The organism is Streptomyces sp. NBC_00122 (assembly GCF_045160845.1).
Lineage (GTDB): Bacteria > Actinomycetota > Actinomycetes > Streptomycetales > Streptomycetaceae > Streptomyces.
Genome location: NZ_CP108191.1, coordinates 5,522,480 through 5,538,772 on the forward strand (window position 1 = coordinate 5,522,480; position 16,293 = coordinate 5,538,772).

17 protein-coding genes are annotated in these 16,293 nt (G+C 73.2%); 8 read left to right on the plus strand and 9 right to left on the minus strand.

All coding sequences use genetic code 11. The features are described from left to right. Positions 1 to 251: 251 nt before the first annotated feature. Positions 252 to 833, minus strand: coding sequence for a nucleotidyltransferase family protein (locus OG737_RS25490; RefSeq protein ID WP_328930472.1), 582 nt, complete (start codon positions 831 to 833; stop codon positions 252 to 254). 29 nt (positions 834 to 862) lie between these two features. Next, on the minus strand, positions 863 to 1,057 hold the full coding sequence (locus OG737_RS25495) for a hypothetical protein (protein ID WP_328928520.1): 195 nt from the start codon (positions 1,055 to 1,057) through the stop codon (positions 863 to 865). A gap of 88 nt (positions 1,058 to 1,145) precedes the next feature. On the opposite strand from OG737_RS25495, the gene OG737_RS25500 reads away from it, so the two are divergent. Further along, entirely contained in the window at positions 1,146 to 2,633 is a 1,488-nt protein-coding gene (locus OG737_RS25500) for a PLP-dependent aminotransferase family protein (protein ID WP_328928521.1), read from the plus strand. 10 nt (positions 2,634 to 2,643) lie between these two features. On the opposite strand, the gene OG737_RS25505 is transcribed toward OG737_RS25500, so the two are convergent. The 3 genes from OG737_RS25505 to OG737_RS25515 all read right to left on the minus strand — a co-directional run bounded on the left by OG737_RS25505 (position 2,644) and on the right by OG737_RS25515 (position 5,026). Continuing rightward, positions 2,644 to 3,126 carry a hypothetical protein gene (locus tag OG737_RS25505; protein WP_328928522.1) on the minus strand — a complete coding sequence of 161 codons (483 nt, stop codon included), beginning with the start codon at positions 3,124 to 3,126 and terminating at the stop codon, positions 2,644 to 2,646. A 71-nt stretch (positions 3,127 to 3,197) separates the two neighbouring features. Then, positions 3,198 to 3,827 carry a response regulator transcription factor gene (locus OG737_RS25510; protein WP_328928523.1) on the minus strand — a complete coding sequence of 210 codons (630 nt, stop codon included), beginning with the start codon at positions 3,825 to 3,827 and terminating at the stop codon, positions 3,198 to 3,200. Then, positions 3,827 to 5,026, minus strand: a complete 1,200-nt coding sequence (locus OG737_RS25515; RefSeq protein WP_328928524.1) for a sensor histidine kinase — start codon at positions 5,024 to 5,026, stop codon at positions 3,827 to 3,829. Before OG737_RS25515 ends, OG737_RS25510 begins: the two co-directional genes overlap by 1 nt. A 134-nt stretch (positions 5,027 to 5,160) precedes the next feature. Between OG737_RS25515 and OG737_RS25520 the strand changes: the two genes are divergently transcribed. Both OG737_RS25520 and OG737_RS25525 read left to right on the plus strand, forming a co-directional pair. Then, positions 5,161 to 6,246 carry an ABC transporter permease gene (locus OG737_RS25520; protein WP_328928525.1) on the plus strand — a complete coding sequence of 362 codons (1,086 nt, stop codon included), beginning with the start codon at positions 5,161 to 5,163 and terminating at the stop codon, positions 6,244 to 6,246. Beyond that, the gene (locus OG737_RS25525; protein ID WP_328928526.1) at positions 6,243 to 6,935 is read left to right on the plus strand and encodes an ABC transporter ATP-binding protein; all 693 of its coding nucleotides are present in this window, start codon (positions 6,243 to 6,245) and stop codon (positions 6,933 to 6,935) included. Before OG737_RS25520 ends, OG737_RS25525 begins: the two co-directional genes overlap by 4 nt. Before the next feature lie 96 nt (positions 6,936 to 7,031). On the opposite strand, the gene OG737_RS25530 is transcribed toward OG737_RS25525, so the two are convergent. Beyond that, positions 7,032 to 7,835: an IclR family transcriptional regulator gene (locus OG737_RS25530; protein ID WP_328928527.1), complete on the minus strand. Its 804-nt coding sequence runs from the start codon at positions 7,833 to 7,835 to the stop codon at positions 7,032 to 7,034. A gap of 327 nt (positions 7,836 to 8,162) precedes the next feature. Here OG737_RS25530 and allB point away from each other — a divergent pair, with 327 nt between their 5' ends. Continuing rightward, positions 8,163 to 9,506 carry an allantoinase AllB gene (gene allB, locus OG737_RS25535; RefSeq protein ID WP_405677720.1) on the plus strand — a complete coding sequence of 448 codons (1,344 nt, stop codon included), beginning with the start codon at positions 8,163 to 8,165 and terminating at the stop codon, positions 9,504 to 9,506. Between the two features lie 2 nt (positions 9,507 to 9,508). Further along, positions 9,509 to 10,627, plus strand: coding sequence for an allantoicase (alc, locus tag OG737_RS25540; RefSeq protein WP_405677718.1), 1,119 nt, complete (start codon positions 9,509 to 9,511; stop codon positions 10,625 to 10,627). 139 nt (positions 10,628 to 10,766) lie between these two features. Here alc and OG737_RS25545 read toward each other — a convergent pair whose 3' ends face one another. Continuing rightward, positions 10,767 to 11,504, minus strand: a complete 738-nt coding sequence (locus OG737_RS25545) for an SDR family oxidoreductase (protein ID WP_328928530.1) — start codon at positions 11,502 to 11,504, stop codon at positions 10,767 to 10,769. A gap of 165 nt (positions 11,505 to 11,669) precedes the next feature. Here OG737_RS25545 and OG737_RS25550 point away from each other — a divergent pair, with 165 nt between their 5' ends. Then, positions 11,670 to 12,287 carry a dihydrofolate reductase family protein gene (locus tag OG737_RS25550; protein WP_328928531.1) on the plus strand — a complete coding sequence of 206 codons (618 nt, stop codon included), beginning with the start codon at positions 11,670 to 11,672 and terminating at the stop codon, positions 12,285 to 12,287. A 79-nt stretch (positions 12,288 to 12,366) separates the two neighbouring features. On the opposite strand, the gene OG737_RS25555 is transcribed toward OG737_RS25550, so the two are convergent. Further along, positions 12,367 to 12,684, minus strand: a complete 318-nt coding sequence (locus OG737_RS25555) for a hypothetical protein (protein ID WP_328928532.1) — start codon at positions 12,682 to 12,684, stop codon at positions 12,367 to 12,369. 259 nt (positions 12,685 to 12,943) lie between these two features. Here OG737_RS25555 and OG737_RS25560 point away from each other — a divergent pair, with 259 nt between their 5' ends. Both OG737_RS25560 and OG737_RS25565 read left to right on the plus strand, forming a co-directional pair. Further along, positions 12,944 to 13,855, plus strand: a complete 912-nt coding sequence (locus tag OG737_RS25560) for a DMT family transporter (RefSeq protein WP_405922030.1) — start codon at positions 12,944 to 12,946, stop codon at positions 13,853 to 13,855. A gap of 56 nt (positions 13,856 to 13,911) precedes the next feature. After that, positions 13,912 to 15,099, plus strand: a complete 1,188-nt coding sequence (locus tag OG737_RS25565; RefSeq protein WP_405922031.1) for a cytochrome P450 — start codon at positions 13,912 to 13,914, stop codon at positions 15,097 to 15,099. 60 nt (positions 15,100 to 15,159) lie between these two features. Here OG737_RS25565 and OG737_RS25570 read toward each other — a convergent pair whose 3' ends face one another. Continuing rightward, the gene (locus tag OG737_RS25570) at positions 15,160 to 16,164 is read right to left on the minus strand and encodes a Gfo/Idh/MocA family oxidoreductase (protein WP_328928535.1); all 1,005 of its coding nucleotides are present in this window, start codon (positions 16,162 to 16,164) and stop codon (positions 15,160 to 15,162) included. Between the last annotated feature and the right edge of the window lie 129 nt (positions 16,165 to 16,293).

The following is a 16,293-nucleotide window of genomic DNA, read 5'->3' on the forward strand; positions in this document are numbered from 1 at the left end:
ATCTGTCACTCCTTCAGCGGCGGTGCCTTGCGGCCGCGGGGGAATGCTCGCGCGAGACGGCACGCAGTGCCGTCGGATGTGGAGAGTTCCGGGATACGGTCGCGGGCGCCGTCTTTGGTTCAGGGCGCTTCTGACCAGTGGATAGTAATTTCCTCATGGTGGAAGTTCAATGGTTTGTTGATGTCGAGATTCTCCGAGTCGACAGATTCCGTTTCGCGGTGGCCCTCAGTGCCACTCCCGTTACACCGCGCTCAGAGCAGGCGGGCCAGGTCGGGCGGGGTGTCGATGTCGTATGCCTCCGCGATGTCCGCGCACTCCACCAGCGTGAGCTCCTCCGCGTGTCGCGCAAGGTGCACCCGCGCGCCCTTGTCACCCGTCGCCGTGGCCGCGATGTCCGCCCACCGGTCCGCGCCGAACAGCACCGGGTGGCCGCGCTCGCCGTCGTAGGCCGCCGCCACCAGGCTCGCCGGGGAGCGGTACGCCTCCCGCACCCGGGCCACGGCCGCCGGCCCGATGCCCGGCTGGTCCACCAGGCAGACCAGGGCCGCGCGGGCGCCCGTACCGGCCAGGGAGGCGAGGCCGACCCGCAGGGACGAGCCCATGCCCTGGGTCCAGTCGGGGTTGTCCACGACCACGCAGCCGGCCAGGTCCGCGCGCTCGCGGACCTCGGACGCCGAAGCGCCCAGCACCACGTGCACCGGGCCGCAGCCCGCCTCGCGCAGCACCCGCACGGCGTTCTCGACCAGCGGGCGGCCGCGGTAGGGGAGCAGGGCCTTGGGCCGGCCGCCGAGCCGGCGGCCGCCGCCGGCGGCCAGGAGGAGGCCCGCGATCACCGGTGAAGCGGTCTGGCCGCTCCGGTCGGTCAGGTCGGGGTGGTCAGTGTGGTCGGTGTGGGATGGCATGCCACCGATTCTCGCTCCTGGGCCGGCGCGACCGGCCGTCTTCCACGGGTCAGGGCGCCGCGTACGGCGGCCAGCGCGGCCCCGATCCGCAGCGGCTCGGAGATCCGGTTCTCGGCGGCGGCCAGCAGGGCTCGTTCGTCACGGTCGGTCAGCATCGCCGAAGCTCCTTGCCAATCGGGGTCCAATACGGCGAGTCTGGTCCCCGATTGGCCTGGCCGTCAGAGCCAATCAGGGGAGGTTGGCATGGCAAACGGGCGAGTGGTCCAGACAGCGGACAGAACCCTCGGCAGTCGGCAGCTGGCGGCCCTGCTCCCCGCCGAGGTGCTGGCCCGCCCCGGCTACCGGTCGCTCGCCGACGCCGTCCGCACGCTGATCCTCGACGGTCGCATCGCCCTGCACGTACGGCTGCCCGCCGAGCGCGAGTTCGCCGAGGCGGTCGGCGCCAGCCGGGCCACCGTCACCGGCGCCTACGACCTGCTGCGGGAGAGCGGCTACGTCCGCAGTCGCCGCGGCTCCGGCACCTGGACCGAACTCCCCGACGGCCACCGCCCCGTCGGCGCCCACCTCCTCGTCGGGGCCGGCGGCTACAGCGCCGACGACGACCCCGGCATCGACCTCGCCATCGCCGCCATGGGCGCGCCCGAGGACAGCCTCTCGGAGGCCTTCGCCTGGGCCGCGACCAGGCTGCCCCGGTTCGCCCGCACTCCCGGCTACCACCCCTTCGGCCTGCCCGACCTGCGCACGGCCGTCGCCGAGCGGTTCACCCGGCGCGGGCTGCCCACCCGCCCCGAGCAGATCCTGGTCACGGCCGGGGCCCAGCAGGCCTTCGCGCTGGTCGTCAGCCTGCTCTGCCGGGCCGGGGACCGGGTCGTCACCGAGAACCCGACCTACGCGAACGCCCTCGACGCCCTGCGCCACGCCCGGCTGCGCACCGGGTCGATCGCCGTCTCCGACGCGGGATGGGACATGGAGATAGCCGAGTCGACGCTGCGCCAGACCGTGCCCCGGCTGGCGTACGTGATCCCGGACTTCCACAACCCGACGGGCGCGCTGATGCCGCCGGAGCAGCGGCTGCGGCTGCTCGCGGCCACCCGGGCCACCGGGACCTGGCTGGTGGTGGACGAGACGATCGCCGACATCGCGCTGGACGTTCCCGCGCCCGCGCCCCTGGCCTCGCTGGCCCCGCGCGGCGGCGCCGACCACGTGATCACCATCGGCTCGCTCAGCAAGACGCACTGGGGCGGTCTGCGGGTGGGCTGGATCCGGGCCACCGCGAAGATGATCACCGAGCTGACGGCCGTACGCGTTTCCGCCGACATGACCGGCTCGGTACTCGACCAGCTCGTCGCGCTCCCGCTGATGGAGGGCCTGGACCGGACCGTGCCCGCGCGCCTGGCGCAGCTGCGGACCCGGCGCGAAGCCCTGGTGCGGTCCCTCCAGCGGCACACACCGGAATGGTCCTGGCAGCTGCCGCCCGGCGGGCTCTCGCTCTGGGTCGACCTGGGCGAGCCGGTCAGCTCCGCGCTGGGGGAGCGGGCCGCGGCCGCCGGGGTGCACATCGGCCGCGGGGCCCGATTCGGGGTGGACCCGGGGACCTTCGAACACCGGCTCCGCATCCCGTACACGCTGCCCGAAGACCGCCTGGACGAGGGCGTACGCCTCCTTGCGCAAGCCTTCCACGAGGGCGTCCCGCTGACCCCGGCGGTGGACCGGCCGTACTGGGTGGCGTAGGCCCCGGCGGCTACGGCCGCTCGCGGAAGTACGCGTTCGCCGCCGGGCGGAACATCAGGGCCACCGCCGTCAGGACGGCCGCCAGGTGGACCGCCCGGCTCGCGCCGAAGACCAGGTCGAGGGTGTCCGCGCGCGACAGGGCGTCGGCGAGCGAACCCCCGTCGAGGAGGTACCGCAGGGGCTCCACGACCAGCGAGGCGGTGCCGACGACGCCGAGGCCGACGGCCAGGGTGATCCGGGCCCAGCGCGCACCCGAGCGCATGCGGAAGGCGACCAGGACGGCCACGGTGAAGACGGTCAGGCGGACCACCAGGCCGACGGCGATCTCGTCGGCCGGAACCCTGCCGAGCATGAGCGCGGTTTCGAACGCCCCGGCGGCCACCGCCGTGAGCCAGAGCACGAAGGCGGCGCGGACCTCGGTGGGGGGCGTGAGTCGGCGGGGTACGACGGCGGTGTACATCGGGGGCTCGCTCTCGGCTCGGGTACTCGGCACCCCGATGCTCCCGCCGGTCCGGTCCGCGCACCCGCCTGCCGCCCGGTGTATCCGACCTGGGGCTGGCCCCCCTACGGCGTGCGGATCAGGCGGCGGGTGGCGGCGGCCGCGACCGCGGAGGTGCGGGAGTCGACGCCGAGCTTCGCGTAGATGTGCACCAGGTGGGACTTGACCGTGGCCTGGCTGAGGAAGAGCCGCTTGGAGATCTGCTGGTTCGACAGGCCGTCCGCGACCAGCTGGAGCACCTCCAGCTCCCGCTTCGTCAGCGCCTCCGCCGGGGTCCGCATCCGGTCCATCAGCCGCAGCGCCACCGCCGGGGCCAGCGCCGACTGGCCCGCCGCGGCCGTTCGGACCGCCGCTGCCAGCTCCTCCGGCGGAGCGTCCTTCAGCAGGTAGCCCGAAGCGCCCGCCTCCACGGCCGCCAGGATGTCCGCGTCCGTGTCGTACGTGGTCAGCACCAGCACCCGGGGCGCGCCCTGCCGGGCCGTGATCAGGGCCGTCGCCTCGGCGCCGTGCATACCGGGCCCGAACTGGAGGTCCATCAGGACCACGTCCACCGGCTCGGCGGCGGCCAGCTCCACGGCCCGCTCGGCGGTCGCGGCCTCGGCGACCACCGTGAAGTCCGGTTCGGTGTCCAGCACCGCGCGCAGGCCCGCCCGGACCACCGGGTGGTCGTCCGCGAGCAGCAGTCGGACGGTCATCAGACGGCCTCCAGGGGAAGGGGCAGGGTGACGGCCACGGCGGTGCCCTGGCCGTAGCCGGACTCCACGGTGAACAGCCCGCCCAGCGTCTCGGCGCGCGAGCGCATCGCGGGCAGGCCGAAGCCGCCCTCGCCCGACGGGGCGGAGGAGAGGTCGAAGCCCTGCCCGTCGTCCACGATGTCCAGGGTGACGGAGGCGTCCATGAAGGTGAGCGTGATCTCGGCCCGCCGGGCGCGCGCGTGGCGCACCACATTGGCCAGCGCCGACTGCGCGATCCGCAGCAGGGCCACCTCGTACGGGGTGGGCAGCACCCGGGGCCTGCCGCTCAGCGAGAACCGCACCAGCGGCCCCGGCGCCCCCGAGCACAGCCGTTCCAGCGCGGCGGCGAGCGACCCGTGCTCCAGGTCCGGCGGGGTGAGGGCCCGTACGAAGCGACGTGCCTCGGCGAGGTTCTCCTGGGCGGCCTCCCGCGCCCGCGCGATGTGGGGCACGGCCGGCGACTCCACGGGAAGCGCCCGCTCTGCGGCCCGCAGCAGCAGCTGGATCGAGGACAGTCCCTGGGCCAGGGTGTCGTGGATCTCCCGGGCGAGCCGCTCCCGCTCGGCCAGGATCCCCGCGCCGCGCTCGGCCGCGGCCAGCTCCGCGCGGGTCGTGATGAGCTCCTCGATCAGCTCCCGCCGGCGTTCGCTCTCGCGGTACAGCGCCTGGTAGCCCAGAACGGTCGCCACCGCCACGGCCCCGCCCAGCAGCGGCCCGAGGAAGGCCCCGGGCGTCACCGCGCTGCTGTGCGCGAGGAAACCGCCGATGGCCGCGCAGGCGGTCACCGCGACGGCCGCGACCCCCCAGCGCAGCCGCAGCAGGTGCAGCTCCAGGAAGTACAGCGGGAAGGCGATCCACAGCCCGTCGGGGGAGACCGCCAGCAGGGCCAGCCAGGCCGCGCCCAGCGCGGCCAGCCACACCGCCCCGGCGCGCGGCGACGCGTGCACGGCGGGGGCCCGTACGCCGCCCGCGTACACGGCGGCCAGGGCCGCGCAGACGGCGACGACCCAGCCGGCCCCGGGCGCGGAGTCGGCGACGGCCCGTCCGGCGGCCAGCGCGAGCAGCCCGAGGAGCAGCGCGTGCAGGCACAGCTGCAGCACTTTCGAGACGGGGGTGAGGGGGCGGGAAGCGGGCGGAGCGGCAGGATTCAGAGCAGCCATGACCTGACCAGCCTAAGTGGGCCCGGACCACCCCCGGTCAACCGAAAGTTTGATGTCCGGATGCGTCCTTCGATACGAGGATCGCTACCGTGGCGCGATGCCCCCCGTCCACGCGGACGGCCAAGGTGGGGGACATGTTCGTCGCATGGAGAGATCTACGGTTCGCGAAGGGCCGGTTCGCCCTCATGGGCTCGGTCGTACTGCTGATCACACTGCTGGTCGGCCTGCTGTCCGGGCTCACCTCCGGTCTGGCACGGGAGAACATCTCGGCCATCACCGGGCTGCCCGCCACCCATCTGGCCTTCGCCGCGCCCGCCGGTGACCAGAAGGTGTCCTTCACCAACTCCCAGGTGCAGGAGAAGGCCTGGCAGACATGGCGCGGGCAGCCGGGGGTGACATCGGCGGAGCCGCTCGGCATCCGCACCACCAACGCCGCCTCGGGCGAGCGCACCGCGGCCGTCTCGGTCTTCGGGGTGGAGCCCTCGGGGAAGCTCGGCCCGCGCGGCAGCGGCCTCGCCCAGGGACGGGTGGTCCTCACCGAGAAGGCCGCGAAGGAGCTGGGCGGCCTCACCGCTGGCGCCAGGCTCAGGATCGGCACGCTCGAACTGTCCGTCGCCGCGGTCTCCGGCACCGCCGCCTACAGCCACACCCCGGTCGTCTGGATGGACCTGAACGACTGGCAGCGCATCGGCAACCCCGGCACCTCCCTCGACACGCTCGCCACCGTCGTCGCCGTCTCGGGCGACGGCATGGACCTGGCGGCCGCGGACAAGGCCGCCGCCACCAAGGCCCAGACCGTGGACGAGGCCCTGGGCGCCATAGGCTCCTACCAGGCCGAGAACGGCTCGCTCCAGCTGATGCGCGGCTTCCTCTTCGCCATCTCGGCCCTGGTGATAGGCGCCTTCTTCACCGTGTGGACCATCCAGCGCAGCGGGGACATCGCCGTGCTGAAGGCACTGGGTGCCTCGACCCCGTATCTGCTGAAGGACGCCCTCGGCCAGGCCGTGGTCATGCTGGCGATCGGCACCGGGCTGGGCACGGCGCTCGCCGCCGGCTTCGGCGCGCTGATCAGCGGCGGGAACGTGCCCTTCGTGCTCGACGCCGCCACCGTGCTCGTCCCGGCCGCCGTCATGATCGTGCTCGGCGCCCTGGGCGCGGCCCTGTCCATCCGGCGGATCACCGCCGTCGACCCGCTGACCGCCCTCGGGAGCGCCCGATGACCCTGCTCGTGCACGACGTCACCCTGACCTACCCCGACGGCGAGAGCAGGCTCACCGCCCTCGACTCGGTCGGCCTGGAGGTTCCCGCGGGCACCCTGACGGCGGTCATCGGCCCCTCCGGCTCCGGCAAGTCCAGCCTGCTCGCCGTGGCCGCCACGCTGGTCACCCCGGACTCCGGCCGGGTGGTCGTCGCCGGCCGGGACACCGCCGCGCTGAGCGCCGCCGAGAAGTCGGCCCTGCGCCGGGAGAAGATCGGCATCGTCTTCCAGCAGCCGAACCTGCTCGCCTCGCTGACCGCCGCCGAACAGCTCCAGGTCATGGCGCACGTCTCGGGCCGGCCCGCGCGGGCGCTGCGCCGGCGCGCGCTGGAGCTGCTGGACGCGGTGGGTCTGGCGGACAAGGCCGACAAGCGGCCCCACCAGCTCTCCGGGGGCCAGCGCCAGCGGATCAACATCGCCCGCGCCCTGATGAACGAGCCCGCCGTGCTGCTGGTCGATGAGCCGACCAGCGCCCTCGACCACGAGCGCGGCGCGGCCGTGCTCGACCTGCTGGTCACGCTGACCCGCGAGCGCTCGACGGCCACGGTGCTGGTCACGCACGACCACGCCCACCTGGACCGGATGGACCGTACGGCGACGATGGCCGACGGCCGCCTGTCGCAGAGCCCGGACCCGGTCCCGGCGTCCTGACCCCGCCCGGCACACCGCACGCACGCGAAGGCCCCGGCCGCCCCTCGCTCCGAGGGGCGGCCGGGGCCTTCGTACGACTGCCTGCCAGGGCTGCTGCTAGGCGGGGTTCTGGTTGGACAGGGCCACGGACAGCTCGGCCGCCACGCCCTGCAGGATCGGCACGATCGACTCGGTCAGCGCCTCGGTCACCCGGCCCGCCGGGCCCGAGATGGAGATCGCGGCGGCGGTCGGCGAGTTCGGCACCGACACGGCGAGGCAGCGGACTCCTATTTCCTGCTCGTTGTCGTCGACCGCGTAACCCACCTTGCGGACCTGCTCCAGCGCGTCGAGGAAGCCCTCGGGCGTGGTGATGGTCTTCTCGGTCGCCGCCGGCATCCCGGTGCGGGCCAGCAGGGCACGCACCTCCTCGGCGGGGGTGTAGGCGAGGAGCGCCTTGCCCACTCCGGTGGAGTGCGGGAGCACCCGGCGGCCGACCTCGGTGAACATGCGCATGGAGTGCTTGGACGGCACCTGGGCGACGTAGACGATCTCGTCCCCGTCGAGCAGGGCCATGTTCGCCGTCTCCCCGGTCTCCTCGACCAGGCGGGCGAGGTACGGGCGGGCCCAGGTGCCCAGGAGTCGCGACGCGGACTCGCCGAGGCGGATCAGCCGGGGGCCGAGGGAGTAACGTCGGTTGGGCTGCTGACGTACATAACCGCATGCCACGAGGGTGCGCATGAGGCGGTGGATGGTCGGCAGCGGCAGACCGCTGGCGGCGGAGAGCTCGCTGAGGCCGACTTCGCCCCCGGCGTCGGCCATGCGTTCGAGCAGATCGAAGGCGCGCTCAAGGGACTGGACGCCACCGCTGGCGGCAGTGGGCTTGGCGGAAGCGTCGGTGGTGCTGGCGCTGGACGTCGGCACGGCGCGGTCCTTTCGGTGCTGGCAGGCAAGGAATCAGCCTACCGGTCGGTCGGCGTCGGCCCTAGAGCAGGGGCGATGCCGTCCCCGCCGGTCAGAGGCGGTTTGTCCAGGTGGTGGACGTCCTCGGGAAGTTACCCTCCCATCCCTTGATGGTGGTAGCTACATTCTGTATAGCGAAATCTTAATTCCATCCTGTGGAAACATCCAATTGCGGTGTCTGCGTGTCAGTGGTCCGTCCGGGCGCTCTTGACTGGCTCCGGATCGCCCCGCAGACTCCGTCAACAGAACGTTGAATTTCGCTCTGTGGAAGTAGATGGGGAGGTTCCGGTGTCCGACCTGGCTGTGGAACTGGTACTGCGCTCGACGCGCGTCATCACCCCCGAGGGGACGCGCGCCGCCTCGGTGGCCGTCGCCGACGGGAAGATCACGGCCGTGCTGGCGCACGATGCCGAGGTACCGGCCGGAGCCCGGCTGGAGGACTTCGGCGACGACGTCCTGCTTCCCGGCCTGGTCGACACCCACGTCCACGTCAACGACCCGGGCCGCACCGAGTGGGAAGGCTTCTGGACGGCCACCCGTGCCGCCGCGGCCGGAGGCATCACCACGATCCTCGACATGCCGCTGAACTCCCTTCCGCCGACCACCACGACCGACAACCTGCGCGTCAAGCAGGAGGTCGCCCGCGCCAAGGCGCACGTGGACGTCGGCTTCTGGGGCGGCGCCCTGCCCGGCAACGTCAAGGACCTGCGCCCGCTGCACGACGCCGGCGTCTACGGCTTCAAGTGCTTCCTGTCGCCCTCCGGCGTCGACGAGTTCCCCGAGCTCGACCAGGAGCAACTGGCCGCCTCCCTCGCCGAGATCACCGGCTTCGGCGGCCTGATGATCGTGCACGCCGAGGACCCGCACCACCTGGACGCGGCCCCGGCCGTCCCCGGTCCCAAGTACGCCGACTTCCTCGCCTCCCGCCCGCGCGACGCCGAGAACACCGCGATCGGGAACCTGATCGCCCAGGCGAAGCGGCTGAACGCGCGGGTCCACGTACTGCACCTCTCGTCGAGCGACGCGCTGCCGCTGATCGCCGCCGCCAAGGCCGAGGGCGTCAGGATCACCGTCGAGTCCTGCCCGCACTACCTCACCCTCACGGCCGAGGAAGTCCCGGACGGCGCCAGCGAGTTCAAGTGCTGCCCGCCCATCCGCGAGGCCGCCAACCAGGACCTCCTGTGGGACGCGCTCGCGGACGGCACCATCGACTGCATCGTCTCGGACCACTCGCCCTCCACCGCGGACCTGAAGACCAGCGACTTCGCCACCGCGTGGGGCGGCATCTCCTCCCTCCAGCTGGGCCTGCCCGCCATCTGGACCGAGGCGCGCCGGCGCGGACGCTCCCTGGAGGACGTCGTCCGCTGGATGTCCGCCGCCCCGGCCGCCCTCGCGGGCCTGGCGCAGAAGGGCGCGATCGAGGCGGGCCGCGACGCCGACTTCGCCGTGCTCGCCCCCGAAGAAACGTTCACCGTGGACCCGGCCGAACTCCACCACCGCAACCGGGTCACGGCGTACGCGGGCAAGACCCTGCACGGCGTCGTGAAGTCCACCTGGCTGCGCGGTACGCAGATCGCCGACCACGGCACCCCGACCGAACCCACGGGCCTCCTCCTCGAAAGGCAGAACTGACAGTGGCGATTGACTCCTTCACCGGCAACGCGAACCCGTACGGAGGCGGCGACCCGTACGCGGATTACCGCACCGCGGACTTCCCCTTCACCCAGTACGCGAACCTCGCCGCCCGTGAGCTGGGCGCCGGTGTCATCGCCGCGAACGACGAGTTCTTCGCCCAGCGCGAGAACCTGCTCATCGCCGAGGCCGCGCACTTCGACCCCGAGCACTTCGGCCACAAGGGCAAGATCATGGACGGCTGGGAGACCCGCCGCCGTCGCGGCGTCTCCGCCGAGCAGCCCTGGCCGACCCCCGAGGACCACGACTGGGCGCTCGTACGCCTGGGCGCCCCCGGCGTCATCCGCGGCATCGTCGTCGACACCGCCCACTTCCGCGGCAACATGCCGCAGGCCGTCTCCATCGAGGGCACCAACTGGGACGGCGCCCTCGCGCCGACCCCGCAGGAGCTCCTCGGCGACGACGTGAAGTGGACCGTGCTCGTCCCGCGCACCCCGGTCGGCGGCCACGCGGCCAACGGCTTCGAGGTCGACGCCGAGCAGCGCTTCACGCACCTGCGCGTCAACCAGCACCCGGACGGCGGCATCGCCCGCCTGCGCGTCTACGGCGAGGTCGCCCCGGACCCGAAGTGGCTCTCCACGCTCGGCACCTTCGACGTGGTCGCCCTGGAGAACGGCGGCTCGGTCCAGGACGCGTCCAACCGCTTCTACTCCCCGCCGGCCAACACCATCAACCCGGGCCGCTCCCGCAAGATGGACGACGGCTGGGAGACCGCCCGTCGCCGCGACAACGGCAACGACTGGATCCGCTACCAGCTCGTCGCCGAGTCCGAGATCCGCGCCGTCGAGATCGACACCGCCTACCTCAAGGGCAACTCGGCCGGCTGGGCCTCCCTGTCGGTCAAGACGGGTGAGGAGGGCGAGTGGACGGAATTCCTGCCGCGCACCCGCCTGCAGCCCGACACCAACCACCGCTTCGTGCTGGACACCCCGGCGGTCGGCACGCACGTGCGGATCGACATCTTCCCGGACGGCGGCTTCTCCCGCCTGCGTCTGCACGGCTCGCTGACGGAGGCCGGCGCGGCCGCGCACGCCGCCCGCCACCAGGAGCTGGGCGGCTGACGCCACCCCGCCGACTGCCCCGGGGGCCGACACCCCCGGGGCGCGCACGGACCGAAGGGCGCAACCGCACGGCGGTTGCGCCCTTCGGCGTACCGCGGCCCGGGGTGCCGCCCGGACCCGCCCGCACGCCCGGCGAGGGCTATGCCGCGTAGCCGCCGTCCACCGCGAACTCCGCGCCCGTCACGTACGCGGAGTCCGGCCCGGCCAGGAAGGACACCATGGCCGCGACCTCCTGCGGGGTGCCGAACCGGCCGAGGGCCGTCATGGCCGCCTGCTGCTCCGCCCCGGGGCCGTCCGCCGGGTTCATGTCGGTGTCCACGGGGCCCGGGTGCACGAGGTTCGCGGTGATGCCGCGCCCGCCGAGCTCCCGGGCCAGCGCCTTGGTCAGCCCGGTCAGCGCCGACTTGCTCATCGCGTACAGCGTGCCGCCGGGGCCCGGGACCCGCTGGGTGATGCAGCTGCCGACGGTGATGATCCGCCCGCCGGAACCCATGTGACCGGCCGCGGCCCGGGCCACGAGGAACGCGCCGCGGACATTGACCGACAGCACCCGGTCCACCTCGGCCGGGCCCAGCCCGTCGAGGGGCCCGAGCACGCCCACCCCCGCGTTGTTGACCAGGACGTCGATCCGCCCGAAGGCCCGTACGGCCTCCTCCACCGCCGAGACGGCCTGCGCCCCGTCGCCCGCGTCGGCCCGTACGGCCAGTCCGCGCCGCCCGAGGGCCTCCACCTTGCCGACCACCTCGGCCGCCGCCCGCGCGTCGTTGACGTAACTGACCGCGACGTCGAGCCCGTCCTGGGCCAGTCGCAGGGCGCTCGCCGCGCCGATCCCGCGGCTGCCGCCGGTCACCAGCGCCACATACCCGGACCCGCTCATGATGTCCTCCTCCGTCAAATGGTTGCGGGTTCAATGAAATGGCAGTCCGTGATCCGGCGCTGGCGGGAATCGGACATGGAGTTCTTCGCGCGCCGCACCGATGAGTCCGGGGCCGCCCGGGAGTCTGAACCTGCGTACGGACGACCGAGCAAGGAGCGCTGACCCATGGGCAAGCTGACCCTCACCACCTTCCTGACCCTCGACGGCGTGATGCAGGCCCCCGGCGGGCCGGAGGAGGACACCAGCGGCGGGTTCGAGTACGGCGGGTGGCTCGTGCCGTACGCGGACGAGGGCATGGGGGAGTTCATCACCGAGGTCTTCGGCCGGACCGGGGCGTTTCTGCTCGGGCGGCGGACGTACGAGATCTTCGCCTCGTACTGGCCGCAGCACGACGACCCCGCGGACCCGGTCGCGAGCAAGCTGAACAGGCTGCCGAAGTACGTGGCCTCGACCACGCTCAAGGAGCCCGCCTGGGGCCCGGCCACCGTGCTCGACGGTGAGCAACTGCAGAGCGAGATCGTCCGGGTCAAGGACGCCCTCGACGGTGAGCTGCAGGTCCACGGCAGCGGGCAGCTCGCGCAGTGGCTGCTGGCCCGGGACCTCGTGGACGAGCTGAACCTGCTCGTCTATCCGGTGTTCCTGGGCGGCGGGCGCCGGCTGTTCCCGACCGGCGGGCTGCCGACGGCCTGCGAGCTGACGAGTTCCCGTACGACGTCGAGCGGCATCGCCATCCACACCTACCGGACGACGGGGCGCGCCACCTTCGGCACGTTCGCGGACTGACCGAGGACGCCCGCACCGCAGCGCGGTGCCGCCACCGGACGGGGTGGCGGCACCGATGCGCGGCACGGACGAGCGGGCGTCATCCGCCGGTGACGGCCTTGGCGATGCGCAGGCCGCCCTGGCCGATGGGACTGACCCAGCTGCCGGCGTCGTCCTTGCCCTGGTCGGGCCAGACGCGGATCTTCCCGTCCCCGGTGCGGATGATCACCAGGAGGGTGGCACCTTTGTCGCTGCCGCCGTGATCATCGGCGGCCGCGGCGCGGGCATCGGCCACGACCGCGTGCGGCGCCGCCGGGGCGGCGGCGAACGCGCCGGTCGGTGCCAGCACGCCTCCCGCGACCACGGCGGTCGAGGCGGCCAGCATGAGGAGGCGCGGCTTCCGGAAGGGGCGAGGCATGGGAATCTCCTGGGGTGTGAGGTGGAGCAGTGGGTCCGTCCAGTAGGCCTCGCCCGCCCCCGCACGGTCACGTCCCTGAATCCCGTGGCTTGACGCCCGTCGGCGGCCGTGCCGGCCGCGACCGGCCACACCGCGAGCCGCCCCCGCACGGGCCGCCCGCAAATGGCTCGACCGGTCATGATCGGCTCCGGTACGGTGACCCCGCACCCGTGCGAGCCGCCGAAGTCTCCACCCGCTTGCCGCCGCTGGAGACGTCCCCGTGACCGTGATCTCGCCCGCAGTCACCGCCCCCCGCCGGGCCTGGCTCGCCGATCTGCCCGTGCTGGCCGTCGCCGTCGTATGGGGCGGCAGCTACCTCGCCGCCAAGGGCATCACCACCACGCAGACCGTGATCGGCGTACTCGTGCTGCGCTTCGGGCTCGTCCTGCCGGTGCTGGCCGTCGCCGGGTGGCGGCGGCTGTGGGCACTGACCCCGGCCCAGCTGCGCGGCGCCGGGCTGCTGGGCCTCGTACTCGGCGGGATCTTCCTCCTGGAGACCTACGGGGTCGTCCACACCTCCGCCACCAACGCCGGGCTGATCATCAGCCTGACCATGATCTTCACGCCGCTCGCCGAGGCCGTGGTGAAGCGGCGCGCGCCCTCGGCGGGCTTCCTCGCCGCCGCCGGGGTCTCCGTCGCGGGAGTGGTCCTGCTGACCCAGGGCGGGGGGTTCACCGCGCCCAGCCCCGGCGACCTGCTCATGCTCTGCGCCGCCCTCGCCAGGACCCTTCACGTCCTGCTGATGGCCCGCGTCAAGGCCGTCCAGGACGCCGACTCGCTCTCCCTGACCACCGTCCAGCTCGGCGGCGCCGTCCTCGTCTTCGCCCTGCTCGCGGGCGTCCCCGGCACCGGGGAGGACCCGTGGGCCGTGGCCGCCGGCTTCGGGGCCGCCGAATGGGCCGGGCTGCTCTTCCTCTCCGCCTTCTGCACCCTCTTCGCCTTCTTCGTGCAGATGTGGGCCGTCCGCCGAACCTCGCCCTCCCGCGTCAGCCTGCTGCTGGGCACCGAGCCGTTGTGGGCGGCGGTCGCCGGCATCGCCATCGGCGGCGAGCACCTCGGCCTGCTCGGCCTCGCGGGCGCCGCCCTCGTGCTGGCCGGTACCGCCTGGGGCCGCCGCGCCGTCGACGGCTGAACGATTGTCCGAAACCGCTCCCATCCACGGTGATCAGCGGCCCTACGCTGGCCACCATGCCAGTTCTGGACATCAGCAACCTCGCCGACGACTTCAACGAGAACCCCTACCCGCACTACGCGCGGCTGAGGGAGAGCGGTCCCGTCCACCGCATCAAGACGGCGGACGGGGAAGGGATCTGGCTGATCGTCGGCCACGACGAGGCCCGCCAGGCTCTCGCCCACCCCAACGTGTCGAAGAACTGGCAGACCGCCGGCCTCTACGCCGACCGCACGACCACCACCCTCAGCACCAACATGCTCCGCTCCGACCCGCCCCACCACACCCGGCTCCGCCGCCTGGTGGCCCGCGAGTTCACCTCCCGCCGGGTCGAGGCCCTGCGCCCGCGCGTGCAGCAGGTCACCGACGGACTGCTCGACGCGATGGCCGCCGGCCCCGACCGCCGCGCCGACCTGATCGCGTCCTTCGCGGTACCGCTGCCGATGACCGTCATCTGCGAACTCCTCGGCGTACCCGACCTCGAACGCGGCTCGTTCCGCCGGTGGTCCACCGAGATCGTCGCGCCGACCGGCACCGAGGCCGAGACCGCTGCGCTGCGCGCCATGTCCGGCTACCTGGCCGAGCTCACCGACGCCAAACGGGAGCGCCCCGGCGAGGACCTGCTCAGCGCGCTGATCCGGACCAGGGACGAGGACGGCGACCAGCTGTCCCCGGAAGAGCTGATCGGCATGGCCTTCCTGCTGCTGGTCGCCGGGCACGAGACCACGGTCAACCTGATCGGCAACGGCGTACGGGCCCTGCTCGCCCACCCGGACCAGCTGGCGGCCCTGCGCGCCGATCCGGACGGGCTGATCGACGGCGCGGTGGAGGAGATGCTCCGCTACGACGGCCCGCTGGAGAGCGCCACCTACCGCTTCGCCCGTGCCGACCTGGAGATCGGGGGCACCCTGATCGAGGCCGGCTCGCCCGTGCTGGTCTCCCTGGCCGGTGCCGACCGCGACCCGGCGCGGTTCACCGGGCCCGACGTCTTCGACATCCGCCGATCCGGCCAGAGCCACATGGCTTTCGGCCACGGCATCCACTTCTGCATCGGCGCCCCGCTGGCGCGCATGGAGGGCCGCATCGCGGTCCGGTCCCTGCTGGAACGTTTCCCCGACCTGGCCGAGGACCCTGACGCCGGCCCGCGCGACTGGATCCCCGGCACCCTGATCCGGGGAGTGAAGCGGCTGCCGGTGCGCTGGTAGCCGTACATGAGAAGCCGCAGAAGCCGCCGCAGCAGCAGCGTGAGGCGCCGCGGGCGCCGCTCACAGATCCGGCAGCTCCTCCAGCCGTACCCGGCGCCCCTCGCGGCGCGAGAGCTCGCACGCCTCCGCGACCCGGAACGCGGCGAGCGCCTCCCGGCCGTCGCAGGGGTTGGGGCCCTCGCCGCGCACCAGGCGCACGAAGGCCGCCAGCTCCGCCTCGTACGCGGGGCCGAAGCGCTCCAGGAAACCCGTCCACGGTTTGCTCGCCGGGGGCGGGCCGTGCGGCTCGGTCGAGGCGATCGGCGTACGGTCGTCCAGCCCGGCGGACACCTGGTCCAGCTCCCCGGCGAGCTCCATCCGCACGTCGTAGCCGGCGCCGTTGATCCGGCCGCCCGTCGCGGTGACGAGGGTGCCGTCGTCCAGGGTCAGCACGGCCGCGGCCGTGTCGATGTCGCCCGTCTCCCGGAACCGCGGCGGGCCCGCGTCCGACCCGGCCGCGTACACCTCCGTCACCTCGTGCCCGGTGACCCAGCGGACCATGTCGAAATCGTGCACGAGGCAGTCCCGGTACAGACCGCCCGAGGCCGCCAGGTACGCGGCGGTCGGCGGAGCCGGATCGGCGGTCATCGTGCGTACGGTGTGCAGCCGCCCCAGGGCGCCCGAGCGGACCAGCTCACGGGCGGTGCGGTAGCCCGAGTCGAAGCGGCGCATGAATCCCACCTGGAGCACGCCGCCGGCGGCCTCCACCTCGCGCACCACGGCGAGGGTGCGGGCCAGGTCCGGGGCCACCGGCTTCTCGCAGAACACCGGCAGGCCGCCGCGTACCGCCCGTACGGCCAGCTCGGCGTGGCCCTCGGTCGAGCAGGCCACGACCACCGCGTCCACGCCCCAGGTGAAGACCTGCTCGACGGAGGGCGCGGCGGTGGCCCCGAGCCGGTCGGCCAGGCGCGCCGCCCGCGCGGGGTCGGCGTCGGCGAGCAGGAGCGAGCCGGCGTCCGCCTGGCGGGCCAGCGCCGCCGCGTGGAACGAGCCGATCCGGCCCGTTCCGATGAGCCCGATGCGCATGAACTCAACCTGACCCCGTACGGGGGACCTGTCAATCTGCCCGCGCATGCCCCGATGGCCCGCCATGGTCCACTGTGGCGGATACTGGGCGGCTGGAACCGGAATGACCGAATGATGACGGACGACACG

Excerpts from the sequence above, each read along its gene's own strand:
- OG737_RS25495 (WP_328928520.1), bottom strand. The coding sequence starts at position 1,057 with ATGCTGACCGACCGTGACGAACGAGCCCTGCTGGCCGCCGCCGAGAAC.
- OG737_RS25500 (WP_328928521.1), top strand. The coding sequence starts at position 1,146 with ATGGCAAACGGGCGAGTGGTCCAGACAGCGGACAGAACCCTCGGCAGT.
- OG737_RS25510 (WP_328928523.1), bottom strand. The coding sequence starts at position 3,827 with ATGACCGTCCGACTGCTGCTCGCGGACGACCACCCGGTGGTCCGGGCG.
- OG737_RS25515 (WP_328928524.1), bottom strand. The coding sequence starts at position 5,026 with ATGGCTGCTCTGAATCCTGCCGCTCCGCCCGCTTCCCGCCCCCTCACC.
- OG737_RS25520 (WP_328928525.1), top strand. The coding sequence starts at position 5,161 with ATGTTCGTCGCATGGAGAGATCTACGGTTCGCGAAGGGCCGGTTCGCC.
- OG737_RS25525 (WP_328928526.1), top strand. The coding sequence starts at position 6,243 with ATGACCCTGCTCGTGCACGACGTCACCCTGACCTACCCCGACGGCGAG.
- OG737_RS25545 (WP_328928530.1), bottom strand. The coding sequence starts at position 11,504 with ATGAGCGGGTCCGGGTATGTGGCGCTGGTGACCGGCGGCAGCCGCGGG.
- OG737_RS25550 (WP_328928531.1), top strand. The coding sequence starts at position 11,670 with ATGGGCAAGCTGACCCTCACCACCTTCCTGACCCTCGACGGCGTGATG.
- OG737_RS25555 (WP_328928532.1), bottom strand. The coding sequence starts at position 12,684 with ATGCCTCGCCCCTTCCGGAAGCCGCGCCTCCTCATGCTGGCCGCCTCG.
- OG737_RS25565 (WP_405922031.1), top strand. The coding sequence starts at position 13,912 with ATGCCAGTTCTGGACATCAGCAACCTCGCCGACGACTTCAACGAGAAC.
- OG737_RS25570 (WP_328928535.1), bottom strand. The coding sequence starts at position 16,164 with ATGCGCATCGGGCTCATCGGAACGGGCCGGATCGGCTCGTTCCACGCG.